Here is a 20800-nt window from a genome sequence, read left to right as displayed (position 1 = left end):
TCTTTACCTTTATATTTTGCCAATGATTAATTTTTTTAGCTAGAATTGTGCGAAATATTTTACAAAAGGTAGTTTAATGAAACTTAGTACAACAAAAATCAACGAAATTAATTACTCAGTAAGCGGTGTTATTGAGCAATCTTTATTAGATGAAAAGATTAAAGAAATAGCTGTAAAAGCTAGCAAGACTATGCAAGTTGCTGGATTTAGAAAAGGTAAAGTACCTGTAAATGTAGTATTATCAAGATATAAAGATTCTTTAGTAAAAGATGCAGAGCAAGAAGCAATCACAAGCGCTTATAAAGAAGCTGTAAAACAAACAGGTAAAGAAGAAAAAGAATTAATTGGTGAGCCAAGCTTTAAGAAGTTTGAAAGAAAAGAAAATGGAATAGAATTTGAATTCGTAATTTCATTTAGACCAACAATTGACTTAACAGGCTATGAAGCTTTAGTTCCTGAGCTAAAAATAGAAGAAATTAAAGAAAAAGACATTAAAGCTAGAAAAGAAGCAATGTTAAAGCAATACGCTCCACTTGAAAAGACAAAAAAGCAAATCCTTAAAAAAGGTGATTATGCTAAATTTGACTTTGAAGGCTTTGTTGATGGCGTTGCATTTGAAGGTGGAAAAGCAGAAAATTATATGCTAGAAATCGGCAGCAATCAATTTATTCCAGGTTTTGAAGATGGTATGATTGAATTAAAAGTTGGCGAAGAAAAAGATATAGAAGTAACTTTCCCAGAGAATTATCAAGCGGCACACTTAGCTGGTAAAAAAGCTGTATTTAAAGTAAAATTACATGAAATTCATGGAAGAAAATTACCTGAAATTGATGAAGAATTACTTAAAAAATTATTACCAGGTGTAGAAAACCCAACCGAAGCAATCTTAGATGAAAAGATTAAAGAACAATTAGAAACAGAAGCTAAATTTAAACAAATTGATGAGAAATTAAAGCAAGAATTTGTTGAAAAAATGCTAGAAAAATATGATTTTGCAGTTCCACAAAATATATTAGAGCAAGAAACTAATTTACAATTCAATCAAGCAGCAAGAAGCTTTAGTAAAGAAGAATTTGATAAATTAAAAGATGAAAAATATCTAGAAGAAAAAAGAAAAGAATATGAAGCAGAAGCTTTAAAGAGCGTTAAATTAACTTTCATTGTTGATGAGTTAGCAAAATTAAGAAAAGTAGTTGTAAATGATCAAGAAGTAGCACAAGCTATTTATTTTGAAGCTTTAAGATATGGAATGGATCCAAAACAACTAATTGAAACTTATACAAAAAATGGAACTTTACCAGCTGTTAGAATGAGCTTAGTAGAAGAAAAATTATTTGCTGATTTATTTTTAGGAAAAGATAAATGAGCTACATTCCATATGTAGTTGAAAAAACTAGCAAAGGCGAGAGAAGTTATGATATCTACTCTCGCTTACTTAAAGATAGAATTATTCTTTTAAGTGGAGAGATAAATGATGAAGTAGCAGCTAGTGTTGTTGCTCAATTATTATTTCTTGAAGCTCAAGATGCTAATAAGGATATTTATTTATATATAAATAGCCCAGGTGGTGTGGTTACTAGTGGATTTAGTATATTTGATACTATGAATTATATTAAACCTGATGTTAGCACAATTTGTATAGGTCAGGCTGCTTCAATGGGCGCATTTTTACTTAGCTCAGGTGCTAAAGGCAAAAGATTTGCTTTAACAAATGCAAGAATTATGATACATCAGCCACTAGGTGGAGCGAGAGGACAAGCAACTGATATTGAAATACAAGCTAAAGAAATTTTAAGATTAAAAGCAATTCTTAATAAAATATTAGCTGAAAACACAGGCAATAAACTTGCTAAAATTGAAAAAGACACTGAAAGAGATTATTTTATGAGCTCAGATGAAGCTTTAAAATATGGATTAATAGATAAGGTATTAGAAAAAAGTTTTAAATAGGATAGGGCTTTGAATAAAGATGTAATTTATGATGAATCTCCTAAGATTCAAAAACTTAGTGGTGGAGAGTTTGAGAAATTTACTCAACAAGTGATTAAACAATTAATTGAAGATAATGTTCCACCAACTCCTACTAATTATGCTATATATTTTGAAAAAATGCTTGATACTAAACCTATGGCGTTTAAAAAAAGAGTTAATGAAATGATATCTTATGAAAAAGAAGATCAAAGCAATAAAATAGCAGTGATTGAACAAGATATTAAAGAAACTTTTGCAAATATTAAGCAATTAGTTGGCTCAATTGCAGCGATTTATAAAAACATCACTACAATGAAAGCATTAATTAAGAAAAAAATAGGGGATTTAAGTATTGCAACTGGCTCTTTATCAATTCAAAATATCTTAAAATCACTTGATAGTGATATGGCAAAACTTACAACTGCTCTTGATATACAATTAAATAGTATTAAAAAAGGTTATGATGAGATTGTAAAAATCCATAATAGGGTAAATGAGCAAAGTGAGTTTGATGATAAATTCGGAGTATTTAATAAAAGATATTTATACAGCAATATAACTCAAGATATAGAAGATATTAAAAAATATGGCTATTCAATATCACTAATGTTTGTAAAAATTAAAGATAGTTTATTAAATACAATTGAACTACAAAAAGACAAAAATCTTTTAATGAGAAATGTTGCTAAGTTATTATTAAAAACTTCAAGAAGAAGTGATGTAGTAGCACATTTTGGTGATGGAATATTTGTAATGGCTATGAAGCATACAAATATAGTAAATGCTAAGAAAGCTTGTGAGAGAATTTCTGATTTATTTTACAATACGACGTTTTTCATTAATGATAATGAGATTGATATCAATATAGAAATGAGTGTTGTAGCGCTTAGTGGTGATAATTATGAAGAGCAAATCTTAGAAGCTATTAGTGTATTACCTAATACGGGTAAAGACAAAGAAATTTATGCTGTTGTTGGAGATAGCGAAGAAGATGCTTGAAATAATCACATATCCAAATAAACTTCTTTTTACAAGAAGCCAAGAAGTAGAGAAATTTGATGAAAATCTACATAAACTTTTAGATGATATGTATGAAACTATGATTTCATCAAATGGTATAGGCTTAGCTGCAATTCAAGTAGCAAAACCTTTAAGAATATTTTTAATAAATCTATTAAATGATAAAGAAGAGCAAAACAAAGAAGATTTAATTGAATTTATTAATCCTGTAATTACTCCTATTGGAGAAGGAACTCAAGTTTATGAAGAAGGTTGCCTTAGTGTTCCTGGATTTTTTGAAGAAGTAACTAGATACGATAGGATTAAGGTTGATTACTGCGATAGGTTTGGCAATGCAAAAAGTCTTGAGACAGATGGTCTTTTAGCTGTTGCTATCCAACATGAAAACGACCATTTAAATGGACATTTATTTATAGAAAAACTATCTTTTAACGGAAGAAAAAAACTAGAAAAACATTTAAAAAACTCTAAAAAGTCTAAAAAATAATCTTAGCTCAAGCTAGGGTTATTTAACTTGCATTATAAATAATAAGCCTAGATTTTAATAATTATTTAAATGATTAATTCTTAATGTTTTAAAGTAATTTTTAATTCAAATTCTTTGAAATTTTCAATATTTAATCAATAATAAAATACAAAATTATAAGCGAACTAAAGTTTATTTAAATCTATTAAATGTATTTGTATTTAAAATTAGCAAAATTTTGTAATCACACGAGCAAAGCCAAAATAATTACAAATTTCAAAGAATTTGAATTAGGAATTTAAATAATATTAGACCTTATAAAATTAAAAGTATTCATTTGTTTTTTTACGTAAATTAAGATTACAACTTTTACTTGTATTATTTTAAAATATCAGCTTTCAATTTATCAAGCATAATCTTATAAATTTTAAAGTCAAATTCCTAATCTAAATTCTTTTGTTTGTCTAAATAATTAAACATAAACTTCAAATACTTTTATATTTTTTCTTTTAGTTTGAATTTTAGCGCTTACTACTTAGGAGTGTTTTGCTTGAGATTGCTTGAGATTGGTTGAGATTGGTTGAGTGCCGAGCGTATAATGATTATCAATAGTTTTTGTTTAAACTTTTAAAGAATTTGAAATAGGAATTTGATTTTATTAATTCTATTTAAGTTCAAAATATTTAATAGCTTTAGTTTTTACATACTAAATTATTTGAAATATATAAACTCATAAAAATTCTTAAGAATTTGAAATAGGAATTTAATTAAGTACAATGAATTATCCTAAATATTTAGCATAATAATTTGTAGCTTATATAACTAATAATTTTTTAAAATGTGTAAAAATTGCTTTTTAATTTTAAAATTCCTATTTTAAATTCTTTAAACTTCTTAAATACTTATTATTATTTGAGTAATCTAGTAACAACTAAAAATAATATTTTATTTTTTTTACAAAATTTCACATTATTTAACATTACAATCAAAATAAAACTAAAGAAGATAAAATGACCCCAAAAGAATTAAGAGCTTTGATTTCAAAAAACGAGTTTAATAAACCTACTTCAGGTGTGTGTCCTAACTATGTTCAAGCAAATCTTGCGATTTTACCAAAGAGTGATGCTTATGATTTTTTATTATTTTGTCAAAGAAATCCAAAACCTTGTCCTTTGATAGAAGTGCTTGATGCAGGAGAGTATTTGACCAAAATATGTGCTGATAACGCAGACATTAGAACAAGCATTCCTAAATACAGAATATATAAAAAAGGCGAATTAGTAGATGAAGTAAGCGATATTATAAATTATTTTAAAGATGATTATGTAAGTTTTCTAATGGGCTGTTCGTTTTCATTTGAAGCAGCTTTGATAAATCACAAAATCCCTTTAAGACACATTGAAGAAGATCATAATGTGCCTATGTATATTACAAATATTGATTGCCTTAGTGCGGGTAAATTTCATGGAAAAATGGTTGTATCAATGAGACCTATTAAATACAAGGATTTAATTAGAGCTACAACTACAACAGCACTTTTTCCAAGCGTTCATGGAGCTCCAATTCACATAGGAAATCCACGCGAAATAGGTATAAAAGATATTTCAAAGCCTGATTTTGGCGACGCATCTACTATTTATCCTGATGAAGTTTGTGTATTTTGGGCTTGTGGGGTAACTCCGCAAAGCATTGCACTTACTAGCAAACCTGAGATTATGATAACACATTCGCCTGGCTATATGTTCGTAACTGATAAGCAAGATAATGAATATTCAGTATTTTAGGAGCGTAAAATGTATAATGAGTTTAAAATAATTAGTGAAACTTCACTTCTTTTATACCTAGCGCCTCCTATTAGTATGCAAAATCAACGTCTTTGCTACGCACTTAACGAAGAGCTTAAAAACAAAGCTCATATTAAAGAAGTAGTAGTTGGTATGAATAGTGTTTATGTGCTAACAAGTGATTTAAATTATAAAGAATTATTAGATTTACAAAGCGAATTAAACGAACTAATAAAATACATAAAACCACTTGAATTAAATGGAAAATTAGTAGAAATTGCAGTTGATTATGGTGGGGATTTAGGACTTGATTTAAAAGTTATTGCTAAGGCTAAAGGTATGAGTATGAGCGAATTTGCAAAATTACATGCCGAGCCTATTTATGATGTTTATTTTATAGGTTTTCAACCTGGTTTTGCTTATTTAGGTGGGCTTGATATTAGGCTTCATACTCCAAGACTTAGCACTCCAAGACTAAAAATCCCTGCAGGTTCAGTTGGTATAGGCGGAGCACAAACTGGAATATATCCTTATCAAAGCCCTGGTGGTTGGAACATAATAGGCAATACTAAAACAAAATTATTTGATATTAATAGCGACGAGCCAAGCCTTTTAAAAGCAGGAGATAAGCTTAAGTTTGTAATTAATAGCATTAAGGAGAGATTATGAAAGTTACAAAAGTTTCATCAATTTCTAGCATTCAAGATTTAGGAAGACTAAATTATAAAGCTTATGGGGTTAATGAAAACGGAGCTTTGGATAAATGGAGCTTTATGTTAGGAAATGCTTTATTAGGCAATGATTTAAACGCACCTGCAATTGAAGTTATTTTAGGCGGTATTGAAATATATTGCGATAAAGCAATGACTTTTTGTATCACAGGAGCAAATTATGAAGCTTTTATAGATGAAAAGCCAATTCATAATAATTACAGAATTAGAATTGAAGCAGGAAAAACCTTAAGATTAGTAAGGGCAATGTCGGGAATGTGTGCTTATATTTGTGCTTATGGTGGTTTTAAGGCTGATTTGGTTTTAAACTCAGCTTCTACAAATCTTAGTGCAAATTTTGGTGGATTAAACGGAAGAGCATTAAAAGTAGGCGATGAGCTTAGCATAGGCTCAAGAATGAATTTATCTCAAATAGCAGTAGCGGGTATTAAAAATAGAAAAAGCATTAGGATATTAAAGGGTAGTGAGTGGGATTATTTTAGCGATGAGGCTAAACACAATTTATTAAATAATGAGTTTTTAATTACAAGTTCAAGCAATAGAATGGGGTATAGATTAAAAAGTGATTTTAAATTAGATTTAAAAGAAGAGCTTTCTTTAGCATCTCACGGAGTTAGTGCAGGGACAATTCAAGTGCCAAGTGGCGGAGAGCCTATTGTTTTATTAAAAGATGCACAAACTACAGGCGGTTATGCAAAAATCGCTCAAGTAATTGAGGCTGATTTAGGGCTTTTTGCTCAAAGTAGAATTAATAGTAAAATCTCTTTTGAATTAGTAGATTTAAAAGAAGCCTTAGAAGCTAAAAAAGAAAGAATATCACATATAAATCAAGTAAAGGAGTACGCAAGTGAAAATTGATTTTAATTCAGATTTAGCTGAAGGCATTGGTAATGATGAAGAGATTATGAGAGTAATTAGCTCGGTAAATGTTTGCTGTGGTCTTCATGCAGGCAATTATAAAGAGATTTTAAAGACACTTAAACTTGCAAAAGAATTAGGCTTAAGAATAGGAGCGCATCCTAGCTTTGATGATAGGGCTAATTTTGGAAGAAGTAATGAAAATCTAAGTGAAGTTGAGCTAAAAGCCTTGCTTGCTTATCAATTTGGTGCGATGAAGCAAATGTGTGAATTAGTAGGGGTTAAATTAAGCTATGTTAAGCCACATGGAGCTTTATATAATATGGCTTGCGTAGATTTTAAACTAGCTAAAAATATCGCAATAGAAGTTGCAAAATTAGGCGAAGATATTGCTTTAATGGGGCTTAGTAATTCGTGTTTAATTAGTGCTACAAATGAAGTTGGTATTAAATCAATTAGCGAAGTTTTTGCAGATAGAAGATATACAGACGAGGGCTTGTTGGTATCAAGAAGTAAAGAAAATGCTGTTATTAAAGATGAAAATGAAGCTATAAATCAAGTTTTAAGAATGATTAAAAACTCATTTGTAATTAGCGAAAATGGCAAAAAAGTTCCTATAAAGGCTGAAAGTTTATGCTTGCATGGAGATAACGAAAAAGCAATTTTATTTGCCAAAAAAATCAAAAAAACTTTAGAAGAAAACAACATAAGCATAAGGAGTAATTAATGAAAGATAATCGTGCCATTTTAGGGGCTGCGTTTTTAATGGCAACTTCAGCAGTTGGCCCTGGGTTTTTAACTCAAACTGCAAGTTTTACAGCTGATTTAGGAGCTAGTTTTGCCTTTATTATTTTAATGTCAGTTATTATGGATATAGGGGTTCAATTTAACGTATGGAGAGTAATTGCAGTAAGTAAGCTAAAGGCTCAAGATATTGCTAATAAGGTCTTTCCTGGAGTTGGGTATTTATTATCATTTTTGATTATTTTGGGCGGACTTGCTTTTAATATAGGAAATATTGCAGGAGCTGGGCTTGGATTTGAGACGATATTTGGCATTAATCCTATTTTAGGAGCTTGTATTAGTGCAATTATTGCTATTGGGATTTTTATTAATAAAGACGCAGGTGCTCATATGGATAGATTTGCAAAAATCTTAGGAGCATTGTTAATCTTAATTATTATTTATATTGTTTTTAAGGCAAATCCACCTTTTAAAGAAGTTGTAGTAGAAACCTTTGTGCCATCTAAGTTTAATGCACTAAGCCTAGTAACTTTAATAGGTGGAACCGTTGGTGGATATATCACATTTTCAGGCGCTCATCGTTTGCTTGATGCAGGGATAAGTGGTAAAGAAAATCTAAAAGAAGTTAGCAAAAGCTCAATTTCAGGAATACTAATAGCAAGTATTATTAGAGTATTTTTATTTTTAGCTGTTTTAGGTGTTATTTCTTTGGGCGTTAAATTAAATCCTAATAATCCTGCTTTAACTCCGTTTGAATATATTTTAGGCTCATTTGGAAGCATTGTTTTTGGTATAGTTATTTGGGCTGCTTCTATTACATCAGTTGTTGGCTGTGCTTATACTTCGGTAAGTTTTATTTCAAGCTTTAGCCCATGGCTTAAAAAGAATGAAAATAACATAATAATAGCATTTATAATATTTTCAACCTTAGTATTTTCTACCATAGGTCGTCCTACTCAAGTTTTAATTCTAGTTGGGACTTTAAACGGATTTATTTTGCCTATTGCTTTATGTGTGATTTTGATTGCTGCATATAAGAAAAACATAGTAGGTGATTATAATCATTCTAAATTATTAGCTTTATTTGGTTGGATTATTACTATTGCTATGGCTTATTTATGCTATGAAACCACAATGAAATATATAAACTCTTAATCAAAAAGAATTTGAAATTCCTATTTCAAATTCTTTAATTTTTCAATGTAATTTCTAAGTAAATTCAAAAGGAATTTGAATTCGGAAATTGAGTTTAAAAATCCAAATTCCTATTCTAAATTCTTTAAAATTTATTTTAATTTAAGTTTATATTAGTATTATTGACAGATTTTTTTGAACTTCAAATTACACAATTTCCCCTTTATATTTCAATCACATTTCGGCGGTTAGGCCTTACTCTCGTGGGAGGAAAAAAATGCGTGATTATTTAACAACTAGAACTCTTAGTAATGATGATTTTTATAAGTTAATTAAAAAAGCACTTTATTATAAAAATAACGATGGCTTTTTTAAAACTTATGAAAATAAAATCATAGCTAATTTATTTTTTGAAGATTCTACAAGAACAAGGACTAGTTTTGAAGTTGCCGAGCTTAAGCTTGGCTTTAGAGTGCTTAATTTTTCTGCAGCAAGTTCAAGTATTAATAAAGGCGAGAGTTTATATGATACTTGCAAGACTTTTGAAAGTCTTGGAACTAGCGTTTTAGTAATTAGGCATAAACAAAATAATTATTTTGATGAATTAAAAAATCTTAATGCAAAAATCATCAATGCAGGTGATGGCAGCGGAGCACATCCATCTCAATGTTTGCTTGATCTTATGACAATCTACGAACAATTTAATACTTTTGAAGGTCTTAAAATTGCTATTGTTGGAGATATTAAAAACTCTCGTGTAGCAAGGTCAAACAAAGATGCGCTTGAGCGACTTGGAGCTAAAGTATTTTTAGTAGCACCGCCTATTTATCAAGACAATGAATACAAAGATTATTACAAACTTGATGAAATAATTAACGAAATTGATGTTTGCATGCTACTTCGCATTCAGCACGAAAGACACGATAAAAACGAACTTGATTTAGCTAAATACAGAAATTCATTCGCCCTTACAATGGATAAATACAAAATGCTAAAAGAGAATGCAATCATTCTTCATCCAGCACCAATTAATAGAGATGTAGAGATTGATAGTTGTTTGGTTGAGTGTCCTAAATCAAGGATTTTTACACAAATGAGTAATGGTGTGTTTGCCAGAATGGCAATATTAGATTATGTTTATGAAAGGATTTAAAATGCTTCTTAAAAATTGCAATGCGTTTATTGATAATGAATTTATTAATACAGATATTTTAATTGAAAATGAAAAGATTGTAAAAATCGCTCCTAATATTAATTATTGTGGCGAAGTAATTGATGTTAAAGGTAGGCTTGTTAGTGCAGGTTTTGTTGATATTCATCAGCACCTAAGAGAGCCAGGATATTCACACAAAGAGACAATTAAAACAGGCTCATTAGCAAATGCAAAAGGTGGAATTACCACAGCTTGTGCTATGCCAAACCTAAAGCCAGTGCCTGATAGCTTAGAGAATTTAAATCAAGAATTAGAACTTATTAAAAAAGATTCTTGCATGAAAGTCTTACCATACGGAGCAATTACGCTTGAAGAAAAGGGGCAAAGCTTAGTTAATTTTAGCGAATTAGCACCTTTTGTATTTGCGTTTAGTGATGATGGAAGAGGCGTTGCAAATGCAAAAATTATGAAAGATGCAATGATAGAATGCGCTAAGCTTAATAAATACATAATAGCACATTGTGAGGATTTAGACTTAGTAGAAGGTGGTTTTATGCACGATGGTTTGCAAGCAAAAAAGCTAGGCATAAAAGGAATTTCAAGCTCAAGCGAAAGTGTGCAAGTTGCAAGAGATATGCTACTTTGTAAAGAGACTAATTCAAATTATCATGTATGCCACATAAGTGCAAAAGAAAGCGTAAAAATGGTTGAGCTTGGCAAGAGCTTAGGTGTAAATATAAGCTGCGAAGTAACCCCACATCATTTAATATCTTGTGATGAAGATATAAAAGAAGATAATGGAATGTGGAAAATGAACCCACCTTTAAGAAGTAAAGATGATAAAGATTATTTAATAAAAGCTTTAAATGAAGGCATAATTGAAGTTATCGCAACCGATCATGCTCCACATTCAAAAGATGAAAAGCAAGGTGGATTTTCTAAAGCGTATTTTGGAATTATAGGAAGTGAGTTTGCATTTTCGCTGCTTTATACAAAGCTAGTTAAAACGAATTTAGTAAGCCTAAAAACTATCTTAAACGCATTTAGCCTAAATCCTAAAAAAATCTTTAATTTAGAAAACGCAGGAGAGCTAAAAGTTGGCTCTAGGGCTGATATTGTTGTGATAGATTTAGAAAAAACTTGGGAATTAAAAGAAAGCGAAATTATAAGTCTTGGCAAAAACACACCTTATTTAGGTGAAGTTTTAAGCTCAAAAGTAATGTTAACAATTTGTGATGGAAAAATAATTTATAAAGGAGAATAAATGAAAGAGATTAAATCAATTTTAGTAATAGGAAGTGGTCCGATTATTATAGGTCAAGCTGCTGAGTTTGATTATGCAGGAACTCAAGCTTGTTTGTCGCTTAAAGAAGAAGGAAAAAGAGTAATTTTAATAAACTCAAATCCAGCCACCATAATGACTGATAAAAATATTGCAGATGAGATTTATATAGAGCCAATTACTTTAGAATTTGTAACAAAGGTTATTAAAAAAACTCGTCCTGATGCAATCTTAGCAACCTTAGGCGGACAAGTTGCGCTTAATATGGCGATAGAATTAGATAAAGCCGGAGTGTTAAAAGAATTTGATATCAAGGTTTTAGGCTCAAGTTTAGAGACAATTAATAAGGCTGAAGATAGAGAATTATTTAGAAATTTAATGAATGAATTAAATGAGCCAGTTCCACCTAGTGTAATAGTAAATGATACTTTAAGTGCAATTTCATTTGCAAAAGAATGTGGCTATCCTGTCGTAGTTCGCCCTGCATTTACAATGGGTGGAACAGGTGGTGGAATATGCGAAAATGAAGCTGAACTTAGAAAAATCACTCAAGAAGGCTTAACATATTCACCTACAAATCAGTGTTTAATAGAAAAATCAATAGCAGGATTCATAGAGCTTGAATATGAAGTTATAAGAGATAGAAAAGATCAAGCGATTTTAATTTGCGATATGGAAAATATAGACCCAGTTGGCATTCATACAGGCGATTCGCTTGTGGTTGCACCAACTCAAACACTTAGTCCTGAGATTAAACAAAAAATGATAAATGTAGCTTTAAAACTAATAAAAGCTTTAAAGATTGAGGGTGGTTGTAATGTTCAAATTGCACTAAATCCTAATACAAATGATTATTATATAATTGAAGTAAATCCTAGAGTATCACGCTCAAGTGCATTAGCTAGCAAGGCAACTTCTTTTCCTATTGCAAAAATTGCTGCAAAAATTGCACTTGGTAAAACTTTAGATGAGATTAAAAACGAAGCAAGTGGCTTAAGCTATCTTGAATATAAACCAAACTTAGATTATGTTGTAACGAAAGCTCCTAGATTTGCCTTTGATAAGTTTAAAGATGCTAATAGATATTTAGGCACGCAAATGAAAGCAACAGGCGAAGTAATGGGGCTTGGAACTAGCTTAGCAGAAAGTATTTTAAAGGCTATTAAATCGCTTGAATATGGTATTTGTCATTTAGGGCTAAAAGATGGCGAAACTTATTCAGATGAAAAAATCAAAAAGCGTTTAAGTAAAGCAGGAGATGAGAGAATATTTTTTATAGGTGAGGCTTTAAGGCGAGGAATTAGCGTTGATGAGATTATGAGCCTTACAAAAATACAAAGATTATTCATTGAAACTTTTAAGCAAATTATTGATACAGAGCATGAATTAAAAGAAAAAAGATTTGATATAGAGGCTTTAAAAAAAGCTAAAAAATTAGGCCTAGCTGATAAAATCATCGCTCATCGTTGGCAATGTAGCCAAAAAGAAGTTTATGAATTAAGGGCTAAAAACAACATAAGACCTATTTATAAATGCGTTCAGCCGATTGATTATAAAAATAAAATCCCGAGTTTTTATTCAACTTATAATGATTTTAAAGATACAAATGAAATCAGCAAAAATCAAAAAATAATAGTTTTAGGCAGTGGTCCTATTAGAATAGGGCAAGGAATTGAGTTTGATTATTCTAGCGTTCATGCTATTTGGGCTATTAAAGAAATGGGCTATGAAGCAATAATAATTAACAATAATCCTGAAACTTTATCAACTGATTATAGTGTGGCTAATAAGCTTTATTTTGAGCCTTTAAGCAATGAAGAAGTTTTAGAAATTATTAATATTGAAAAACCTTTAGGAGTAATTGTTAGTTTTGGCGGACAAACTGCTATTAATTTAGCTGAATTTTTAGAAGCGAATGGGGTTAAGATTTTAGGGACTAGTTTAGATAGTATAAATACGGCTGAAGATAGAAAATTATTTGAAAAATTAATGAGTGATTTAGGCTTAAATCAACCAAAAGGAATTACAGCAATTAGTGTTGATGAAGCTCTTAAAAATGCTAATTTGATAGGCTATCCTGTGCTAGTTCGCCCATCGTTTGTATTAGGCGGAAGAGCTATGCAAATAGTATTTAACGATGAAGAACTTAAAAAATATATGCAAAATGCTACCGAAATTAGCCAAGATAAACCTATATTAATAGATAAATATTTATGTGGAAAAGAGCTAGAAATTGATTTAATATGCGATGGAGAAAATGTCTATATACCAAGTATTTTAGAACATATTGAAAGAGCAGGAGTGCATAGTGGAGATAGCACAGCAATAACTCCAAGTATTAGTATAAACGATGAGGTAAAGGCTAAGATTATTGATTATGCTAAAAAGCTTGCAATTGCTTTAAAAATCAAAGGTCTTTTAAATATACAATTCGTATATTATGAAAACGAGCTTTATGTATTAGAAGTAAACCCTAGAGCATCAAGAACATTGCCATTTTTAAGCAAGGTTTTAAATAAAAATCTAGCAAATATAGCGCTTAAAGTTGCTTTAGGAAAGAGCTTAAAAGAATTAGGCATTAGTAAAGAATACGAAGAAGTAAAGGGTATGTATTATGTAAAAGTTCCTGTTTTTTCATTTTCTAAACTTGCTTTAGTTGATACTATTTTAGGACCTGAGATGAAAAGCACAGGAGAAGTTTTAGGAGCAAGTGTAAGCCCTAATAAAGCTATATTTAAAGGCTTATTAGCTAGTGGAATTAGTATTAAAGAATATAGCAAGGTTTTATTTAGCATTGATGATAAAAATAAGCCTGAAGCTTTAGAATTAGCTCGTGGTTTTAGTGCTTTAGGATATGAAATATTAGCTACTTTAAATACTGCAAATTATTTTGCTACAAATGGCGTAAAAGTAAGCAAGGTTGATAGGCTTAGCGAAAGTGATGAGATAATTACAAAGCTTGTAAATAAGCAAATTTCGCTTGTAATAAACACTCCAAGCGATGCAAAATCTAGCCTTAGCGATGGCTTTAAAATAAGAAGAGCTGCAAGTGAGAGTAAGGTTGCAAGTTTTACAAATCTTGATATTGCAAAAGCTTATTTAAAGGCTTTAGAAGAAATAAGCTTAAATATTTATTCTTTATAAAATATAAGGAATTAGGATTTAATAAATTTAGCTTTTAAATAGTGCATATTAAAAATGATGATTATTTACGATTTTTAATTAGATTTAGATGTTAATTTCTTTTTAAGGAGAAGCTATGAAAAAGCTTTTATGGGTTGTAATTGCTATCCTTGGAGCGTTTTGTATGGGCGTTATTGCATTAAATAACGGCGAGAGCATAAATGCTGCTTGGATTGTTATAGCTGCTGTTTGTATTTATACAATCGGCTATAGATTTTATGCTTTGTTTGTTGAAACTAAGCTTTGCGGTGTTGATGCTAGTAGGATTACTCCTGCTGTTGCATTAAATGATGGAAAAGACTATGTTCCTACAAACAAATATGTATTATTCGGTCATCACTTTGCAGCAATTGCAGGAGCTGGACCACTTGTTGGACCAATCCTAGCAGCTCAAATGGGATACTTGCCTAGTGTTTTATGGATTTTAATAGGCGGTGTTTTAGTAGGTAGCGTGCATGATTTTGTGGTGCTTTTTGTATCTAGTAGAAGAGGCGGAAAGAGCCTTGGCGAAATGATAAAAGATGAAATGGGAAATTTTGTTGGCGCTATTTCTATGCTAGGAATTTTTTTGATTATGTTAATTATCATTGCAATTTTGGCAATGGTTGTTGTAAAAGCTTTAGCTCACTCTCCTTGGGGAACATTCACGATAGCTTCAACAATTCCTATTGCGATATTTATGGGAATTTATATGAGATTTATTCGCCCAGGTGCTGTTGGAGAAGCTAGTATAATAGGCTTTGTTTTACTTATGCTTGCACTTTATTTTGGTAAAGTTGTAGCAAATGACCCAGAATTAGCAAGACATTTTGATTTTAGTGTTCTTGAACTTAGCTTTATAATGATGGGTTATGGAATGATTGCTGCGATTTTGCCTGTTTGGTTTTTGCTTGCACCTAGAGATTATCTATCAACTTTCTTAAAAATTGGTGTTATTGTGATAATGGCTGCTTGCGTTGTTTTAGTTTTACCTGAGATTAAAATGGCTAAGGTTACAAAATTCGTTGATGGCACAGGTCCGGTTTTTGCTGGCGGATTATTTCCATTTTTATTCATAAATATTGCTTGCGGGGCGATTTCAGGCTTTCACGCATTAATTTCTAGTGGAACAAGTCCAAAAATGCTAGAAAATGAATCTCAAGCAAAAATGGTAGGCTATGGTTCAATGTTAATGGAAAGTGCTGTTGCTATAATGGCTCTTATTGCTGCTTGTATCTTGCAACCTGGAGTATATTTTGCAATAAACTCAGCACCTGCAATTATAGGCACTACGCTTGAAAGTGCAGCTGCAACCATTAGTGCTTGGGGCTTTAGCGTAACACCTGCTGATATAGCTAATCTTGCAAATGATATAGGAGAAGCTAGTGTTTTAAGTAGAACGGGTGGAGCACCTACATTTGCAATAGGCTTATCATTAATCATTCACGAATTAATCGGTGGAAAAGAAATGATGGCGTTTTGGTATCACTTCGCGATTTTATTTGAAGCTTTATTTATCTTAACAGCAGTTGATGCAGGAACTAGAACTTGTAGATTTATGGTTCAAGATATGTTAGGAAATATTTATAAGCCACTTGCAAATACAAGCAATTTAGGAGCAAATATATTTGCAACTATTATTTGCGTTGCTGGTTGGGGTTGGTTCTTATATGGTGGAGCGATTGACCCACTTGGTGGGATTTACTCACTTTGGTCGCTATTTGGTGTATCAAATCAGCTTTTAGCAGTGGTTGCTATGTTTTTATGTGCTTCAGTGTTTATTAAAATGGGAAAAAGAAAGTATATTTTAGCAATAATCTTGCCTGCACTTTTTGTAATCTCTACAACATTTACAGCAGGAATTGCAAAAATTATGCCACAAAGTGAAAGCAAAATCGCTAACTCAATTTCTCACGTTGCAACAGCTCAAATAAATTTTGCTAAAGCAGATGATTTAATGGCAAAAATTAATGCAGGAGATACAAGCGAAGCAACAGCAAAAGAATTAGCAAAAGCTAAGCAAATTGCAAATTCAAACGTTGTAAATGCAATTTTAACTATATTTTTCTTGCTAGTTACAATTATCGTTGGGCTTAAGTTTGTAATGATTTTAAGAGAAAGCTATACAGGTAGATTTTCTATACCATTAAAAGAAGTGGTATATGAAAAAGCAAATTCGTGAGTTCTTTTACGCTTTAGCTGGTGCGCCTGATTATGAAAAATATTTAGAGCATTTTAAGAAAATGCACCCTGATAAAACTCCTTTAAGTAAAAAGGAGTTTTTCATAGAGCAAACCAGCAAGCGTAAAACAAAATGCTGATAAAGATAAAGTAGCTAGTTAGCTAATACAAATTATCTTTATTAGCAATTTTTACTTACATTTAGAATTATCAAGTTTAAGTTTTTGGAATTTAAAATAGGAATTTCATTTTTTTTAGTGATTATTTTTTAAATTATCTTAGAAGAATGGGTAAGGATTTAAATTGCGAAGTCGTTTTCTTACTCCTTTTTATAAAAAAGTATTATAAAAATTCCAAAAAATCTTTTTTAAGAAAAATGAAATTCCTATTTCAAATTCCTTTTGAATTTGCTTAGAAATTACATTGAAAATTTAAAGAATTTGAAATAGGAATTTGAGTGTAGTTTTGTTTGAATTAAGCTGTTTTTTAAACAATTTTTTAGATTTTAGATAATTTCAAATTCCTGTTTTAAATTCTTAAATTTTAAATTATTTGATAATTCACTTAAACTAATATTGTGTAAAGCTAGAAAAAATCTAAGATTTTTAGGCACTTTTGCTATTCTAAACATTTCTTTTTGATTTTTGCTTAGTTTAAAAATCGCCTTTAAAAATACCAAAAAATAACCTTTATAAATGCAAATGCAAACACAATTACTCCCAAAATAAAGCTCAGCTTCGTTGTTTTTAGCCAAAAGATTTTTTAATTCTATTTTTTGCTTTGTTGAACTTATAAAACCTAGTTTTTTGATTGCTTTATCTATTGCGTTTTCGTTTAGACAAAAATAAATACCTTTATATGAAAATGCATCTTTACATATTTTGCTTTTATCGTTTTCTAAATAATTTAGAGTGTTTTTAACGCCATTTGAATAACTTTTTATGAATTCATTTGCGTATTTTAATCTTATTTCATTTCTTTTATATTTAGTATCAAAATTGCTTTCATCTTGAAAATATTCATATTTGTTTTGCTCTAAATATTGCATGATTTCATCTTTGCTGACATTTATTAATGGGCGAATAATTTTATAATTTTTTCTATTATCAATACCATTAAAACCAAGCAAATTACAAAGTCCTGCACCTTTTGCAAATTGCATTAAAAACCATTCAAATCTATCATTTAGATTATGAGCTATTATTAAATTATCATAATTACACATAAGCTCATCAAAGAACTCATATCTATAATTTCTAGCATTATTTTCAAAATTATTTTGTGCTAGATTTGCGTGCTTTATATAAATGTTTTTTCCGTATTTTTTAGCTAAATTTCTAGCTTTTTCTTCTTCTTCATCTGAATTTATTCTTGTGTGATAATTTACTAAGCACAAATCAAACTCGCAATTATCTAACAAAGCATAAAAAAGTGCCGTGCTATCAGTGCCATGAGAAAAGGCTAAAAGGTTTTTTTTGCCTTTTAGCTCGTCTAAAAAATCAATTTTCATAGCGTCTTAGAGCTGTTGCGATTAATGTTTTTTCATTTACTTGCGTGATTTTACAAACTATTAAATCGCCCACTTTTAAATCTTGAACTTCGCTTTCGTTTATTAGTATTTCTCCATCAATATCTCTATCAAATAAAAGTGGCTTAGCACCTATGAAAAACTCTCCTTCGCTAGATTCGCCCAAACAACTTGCTATGATTTCTTGATTTAGCATTTTTGCAAAACTTTGATTTATCTTTTCATCTACTATTTTTTCAATTTTTTTAAGTCTTGCTTTTATTGTATTTGCGTGAATTTGTGGCATTTCGTAAGCTGCTGTGTCTTCTTCTTTTGAATATGCAAATACACTAATTCTATCAAAATCAAATTCTTTTATAAACTCGCATAAATCATTAAAATCTTCTTCGCTCTCACCTGGGTGTCCTACGATAAAGCCAGTTCTTAAAAAGCTATTAGGAGCTTTTCTCATTTGTTCTAAAAAGCTAATTGCCTTAGCCTTATCATATCCACGCTTCATAATCTTTAGCAAATTATTACTTGAATGTTGAAGTGGCATATCAAAATAATTTACAAATACTTTTGAATCAATGATTTTAGCAATTAAACTTGGCTTTAGTGAGCTTGGATATAGATATAAAATTCTTGCAGCCTTAACGCCTTTTATTTTTTCAATTTCATCTATTAATTTCTCTAAACCATCGCTAATATTTAAATCTTTTAAATAAGAGCTTGTATCTTGAGCAATGAAAGAAAAATCATAATAGCCTTTTTCAACAAGTCCTTTTACTTCTTTTGCTACGTCAAGAACACTTCGTGATTTTAATTTACCTTTAAAGCTAGGAATTGCACAAAAGCTACATTTTTGATTACAGCCTTCAGCGATTTTAATATATGCGTGAGTATTTGAGCCTGTTATAACTCTTTTAGCGTTTGCATCTTGTAAATATACAAAATCTCTAAATCTACTTTCACGATTTGCGATTAGCTCATCAATTTTTTCATACTCGCTAACCCCTGCAAATAAATCAACTTCAGGTAATTCTTTTACTAATTCATCTTTATAGCGTTGCATCAAGCAGCCTGTAACAACCAAAATTGAATTTTTTTTTCTAATTTCGTGAAGTTCTAAAATCGCATTTATACTCTCAATTTTTGCACTTTTTATAAAGCCACAGGTATTTACTATCAAAACATCAGCTTCGCTAGCTTCGTTTGTAATTTCGTATTCTTTTAAACGTCCTAGCATGATTTCACTATCTACTAGATTTTTATTACAGCCTAAACTTTGTAAAAATAATTTCATTAAAAATTCCTTTAAAAAAAGCTATTATCTTAATAAATTTTAGCTAAGATTTGCCTTTAAAATTACAATTACGGAGTAAATTTTGGATACTTATGAATTCGGCGAATTACTAAAAGAACTAAGAATAAAATTAGAAAATATAGAAAAAATCATAAAACCAAACGAAGCAAAAAAAAGACTACAAGAAATAGAAAAAGAACAAGAAAATCCAGAACTATGGTCTCAAGCCAAAAAAGCTGCAGAACTTGGAAAAGAAAAAACAAAACTAAATCAATTAGTTTCAAAATACGAGATTGCTTATAGTGAATTAATAGGCACAATTGAATTATTTGAATTAGCTTGTAAAGAAAATGATATAGACACATTAGAAGCTTTATATGCTGATAGCCAAACCCTTGAAGATACTATAAAAAGTCTTGAGATTTCAATGCTTTTAAGTGGAGAAAATGATTCTAAAAACGCAATTATCAATATTCACCCAGGAGCAGGCGGAACAGAGAGTAACGACTGGGCTAGTATAGTTTATAGAATGTATTTAAGATTTTGTGAAAGAGAAGGCTTTAAGGTTGAAACACTTGATTACCAAGAAGGTGATGAAGCAGGGATAAAAGATGTTAGCTTTGTTGCTCGTGGGCTTAATGCTTACGGATATTTTAAGGCTGAACACGGAGTTCATAGACTTGTAAGAATTAGCCCATTTGATAGCAATGCAAGACGTCATACTAGTTTTTGTAGCGTAATCGTTGCACCTGAAATTGATGATGATATAGAAATTGAAATTGAAGAAAAAGATATAAGAATTGATTATTATAGAGCAAGCGGTGCGGGCGGACAACATGTAAATAAGACAGAAAGTGCTGTAAGAATTACTCATATTCCAACAGGAATTGTAGTTCAATGTCAAAACGATAGAAGTCAGCACAAAAACAAAGCCACAGCTTATAAAATGCTTCGCTCAAGACTTTATGAGCTTGAAATGGAGAAATTAAATGATGGCAAAGATACAGGGGGAGTTGGCGAAAATAGTTTCGGACATCAAATTCGCTCTTATGTTTTAGCTCCTTATCAGCAAGTAAAAGACGCTAGAAGCAATGAAGCATTTAGTCAAGTTGATGCGATACTTGATGGCGATATTAAAAAAATGATAGAAGGCGTTTTAATTGCACAAAAGGGTGATAATGAATAAAGAAATAGCTTTGCTTGCTTTAAAAGATAAGATTAGCGAAGAAGATTTGTTTATATTAAGCACTAAAGATAATGCAGATTTTTCTAAGATATGCTTACTTGATTTAAAAAGCCCTTTAACAGGGCTTATTTTAGGATTATTTTTAGGAGTACTTGGGGTTGATAGATTTTATAAAGGCGATATATTTTTAGGAATTATCAAAATTTTTGTAAATTTGATAACATTTGGTATTTGGTGGCTTTTAGATTTATTTTTAGTTTATCATGGGATTAAAAAGGATAATTTTCAAAAGATTTTGATGGTAATTTGAAGGAA

The 20800-nt window shown here is 30.3% G+C and carries 17 protein-coding genes and 1 pseudogene; 16 read left to right on the top strand and 2 right to left on the bottom strand.

Going from position 1 to position 20800, the window contains the following annotated elements; translation table 11 throughout:
• Positions 1–76: 76 nt before the first annotated feature.
• From tig to AVANS_RS06635, 14 genes and pseudogenes are all read left to right on the top strand, one after another.
• Complete coding sequence (gene tig, locus AVANS_RS06700; protein ID WP_239817121.1) at positions 77–1366, top strand: trigger factor; 1290 nt, start codon at positions 77–79, stop codon at positions 1364–1366.
• Positions 1363–1950 carry an ATP-dependent Clp endopeptidase proteolytic subunit ClpP gene (gene clpP / locus AVANS_RS06695; RefSeq protein ID WP_239817120.1) on the top strand — a complete coding sequence of 196 codons (588 nt, stop codon included), beginning with the start codon at positions 1363–1365 and terminating at the stop codon, positions 1948–1950. The genes tig and clpP overlap by 4 nt, the downstream gene beginning before the upstream one ends.
• 9 nt (positions 1951–1959) lie before the next feature.
• Positions 1960–2970, top strand: coding sequence for a diguanylate cyclase (locus AVANS_RS06690; protein ID WP_239817119.1), 1011 nt, complete (start codon positions 1960–1962; stop codon positions 2968–2970).
• Positions 2963–3478, top strand: coding sequence for a peptide deformylase (gene def / locus AVANS_RS06685; protein WP_239817118.1), 516 nt, complete (start codon positions 2963–2965; stop codon positions 3476–3478). The genes AVANS_RS06690 and def overlap by 8 nt, the downstream gene beginning before the upstream one ends.
• A gap of 980 nt (positions 3479–4458) precedes the next feature.
• Positions 4459–5241 (top strand): annotated as a pseudogene (locus AVANS_RS06680) (putative hydro-lyase); the annotation flags it as partial.
• Positions 5242–5250: 9 nt separating this feature from the next.
• Positions 5251–5910 carry a 5-oxoprolinase subunit PxpB gene (pxpB, locus tag AVANS_RS06675; protein ID WP_239817116.1) on the top strand — a complete coding sequence of 220 codons (660 nt, stop codon included), beginning with the start codon at positions 5251–5253 and terminating at the stop codon, positions 5908–5910.
• On the top strand, positions 5907–6830 hold the full coding sequence (locus AVANS_RS06670) for a biotin-dependent carboxyltransferase family protein (protein WP_239817115.1): 924 nt from the start codon (positions 5907–5909) through the stop codon (positions 6828–6830). Before pxpB ends, AVANS_RS06670 begins: the two co-directional genes overlap by 4 nt.
• Positions 6820–7557 carry a 5-oxoprolinase subunit PxpA gene (locus tag AVANS_RS06665; protein WP_239817114.1) on the top strand — a complete coding sequence of 246 codons (738 nt, stop codon included), beginning with the start codon at positions 6820–6822 and terminating at the stop codon, positions 7555–7557. Before AVANS_RS06670 ends, AVANS_RS06665 begins: the two co-directional genes overlap by 11 nt.
• Positions 7557–8729: an NRAMP family divalent metal transporter gene (locus tag AVANS_RS06660; RefSeq protein ID WP_239817113.1), complete on the top strand. Its 1173-nt coding sequence runs from the start codon at positions 7557–7559 to the stop codon at positions 8727–8729. Before AVANS_RS06665 ends, AVANS_RS06660 begins: the two co-directional genes overlap by 1 nt.
• A gap of 256 nt (positions 8730–8985) precedes the next feature.
• Positions 8986–9861, top strand: coding sequence for an aspartate carbamoyltransferase catalytic subunit (locus tag AVANS_RS06655; protein WP_239817112.1), 876 nt, complete (start codon positions 8986–8988; stop codon positions 9859–9861).
• A 1-nt stretch (position 9862) separates the two neighbouring features.
• Positions 9863–11125 carry a dihydroorotase gene (locus AVANS_RS06650; RefSeq protein ID WP_239817111.1) on the top strand — a complete coding sequence of 421 codons (1263 nt, stop codon included), beginning with the start codon at positions 9863–9865 and terminating at the stop codon, positions 11123–11125.
• Positions 11126–14287: a carbamoyl-phosphate synthase large subunit gene (gene carB, locus AVANS_RS06645; protein ID WP_239817110.1), complete on the top strand. Its 3162-nt coding sequence runs from the start codon at positions 11126–11128 to the stop codon at positions 14285–14287.
• Positions 14288–14402: 115 nt separating this feature from the next.
• A complete protein-coding gene (locus AVANS_RS06640; protein WP_239817109.1) occupies positions 14403–16487 on the top strand; it encodes a carbon starvation CstA family protein in 2085 nt (694 codons plus the stop codon).
• Complete coding sequence (locus tag AVANS_RS06635; RefSeq protein ID WP_239817108.1) at positions 16468–16626, top strand: YbdD/YjiX family protein; 159 nt, start codon at positions 16468–16470, stop codon at positions 16624–16626. The genes AVANS_RS06640 and AVANS_RS06635 overlap by 20 nt, the downstream gene beginning before the upstream one ends.
• Positions 16627–16991: 365 nt before the next feature.
• On the opposite strand, the gene tilS is transcribed toward AVANS_RS06635, so the two are convergent.
• Positions 16992–17996 (bottom strand): tRNA lysidine(34) synthetase TilS, encoded by a 1005-nt coding sequence (gene tilS, locus AVANS_RS06630; protein WP_239817107.1) that lies wholly within the window; start codon positions 17994–17996, stop codon positions 16992–16994.
• Positions 17986–19299: a 30S ribosomal protein S12 methylthiotransferase RimO gene (rimO, locus tag AVANS_RS06625; RefSeq protein WP_239817106.1), complete on the bottom strand. Its 1314-nt coding sequence runs from the start codon at positions 19297–19299 to the stop codon at positions 17986–17988. The genes tilS and rimO overlap by 11 nt, the downstream gene beginning before the upstream one ends.
• An 82-nt stretch (positions 19300–19381) precedes the next feature.
• Between rimO and prfB the strand changes: the two genes are divergently transcribed.
• On the top strand, positions 19382–20485 hold the full coding sequence (gene prfB, locus AVANS_RS06620; protein ID WP_239817105.1) for a peptide chain release factor 2: 1104 nt from the start codon (positions 19382–19384) through the stop codon (positions 20483–20485).
• On the top strand, positions 20478–20795 hold the full coding sequence (locus tag AVANS_RS06615; RefSeq protein ID WP_239817104.1) for a TM2 domain-containing protein: 318 nt from the start codon (positions 20478–20480) through the stop codon (positions 20793–20795). The genes prfB and AVANS_RS06615 overlap by 8 nt, the downstream gene beginning before the upstream one ends.
• Positions 20796–20800 lie beyond the last annotated feature (5 nt).

This window comes from Campylobacter sp. RM5004 (genome assembly GCF_022369455.1).
In the GTDB taxonomy this organism is placed as follows: domain Bacteria; phylum Campylobacterota; class Campylobacteria; order Campylobacterales; family Campylobacteraceae; genus Campylobacter_E.
This window is presented reverse-complemented; position numbering and strand designations above follow the sequence as displayed.

Coding starts and splice junctions, on each gene's coding strand:
- AVANS_RS06670 (WP_239817115.1), top strand. CDS start 5,907: ATGAAAGTTACAAAAGTTTCATCAATTTCTAGCATTCAAGATTTAGGA.
- tilS (WP_239817107.1), bottom strand. CDS start 17,996: ATGAAAATTGATTTTTTAGACGAGCTAAAAGGCAAAAAAAACCTTTTA.
- AVANS_RS06660 (WP_239817113.1), top strand. CDS start 7,557: ATGAAAGATAATCGTGCCATTTTAGGGGCTGCGTTTTTAATGGCAACT.
- pxpB (WP_239817116.1), top strand. CDS start 5,251: ATGTATAATGAGTTTAAAATAATTAGTGAAACTTCACTTCTTTTATAC.
- AVANS_RS06640 (WP_239817109.1), top strand. CDS start 14,403: ATGAAAAAGCTTTTATGGGTTGTAATTGCTATCCTTGGAGCGTTTTGT.
- AVANS_RS06635 (WP_239817108.1), top strand. CDS start 16,468: ATGAAAAAGCAAATTCGTGAGTTCTTTTACGCTTTAGCTGGTGCGCCT.
- carB (WP_239817110.1), top strand. CDS start 11,126: ATGAAAGAGATTAAATCAATTTTAGTAATAGGAAGTGGTCCGATTATT.
- rimO (WP_239817106.1), bottom strand. CDS start 19,299: ATGAAATTATTTTTACAAAGTTTAGGCTGTAATAAAAATCTAGTAGAT.
- tig (WP_239817121.1), top strand. CDS start 77: ATGAAACTTAGTACAACAAAAATCAACGAAATTAATTACTCAGTAAGC.
- AVANS_RS06650 (WP_239817111.1), top strand. CDS start 9,863: ATGCTTCTTAAAAATTGCAATGCGTTTATTGATAATGAATTTATTAAT.
- AVANS_RS06615 (WP_239817104.1), top strand. CDS start 20,478: ATGAATAAAGAAATAGCTTTGCTTGCTTTAAAAGATAAGATTAGCGAA.
- clpP (WP_239817120.1), top strand. CDS start 1,363: ATGAGCTACATTCCATATGTAGTTGAAAAAACTAGCAAAGGCGAGAGA.
- def (WP_239817118.1), top strand. CDS start 2,963: ATGCTTGAAATAATCACATATCCAAATAAACTTCTTTTTACAAGAAGC.
- AVANS_RS06655 (WP_239817112.1), top strand. CDS start 8,986: ATGCGTGATTATTTAACAACTAGAACTCTTAGTAATGATGATTTTTAT.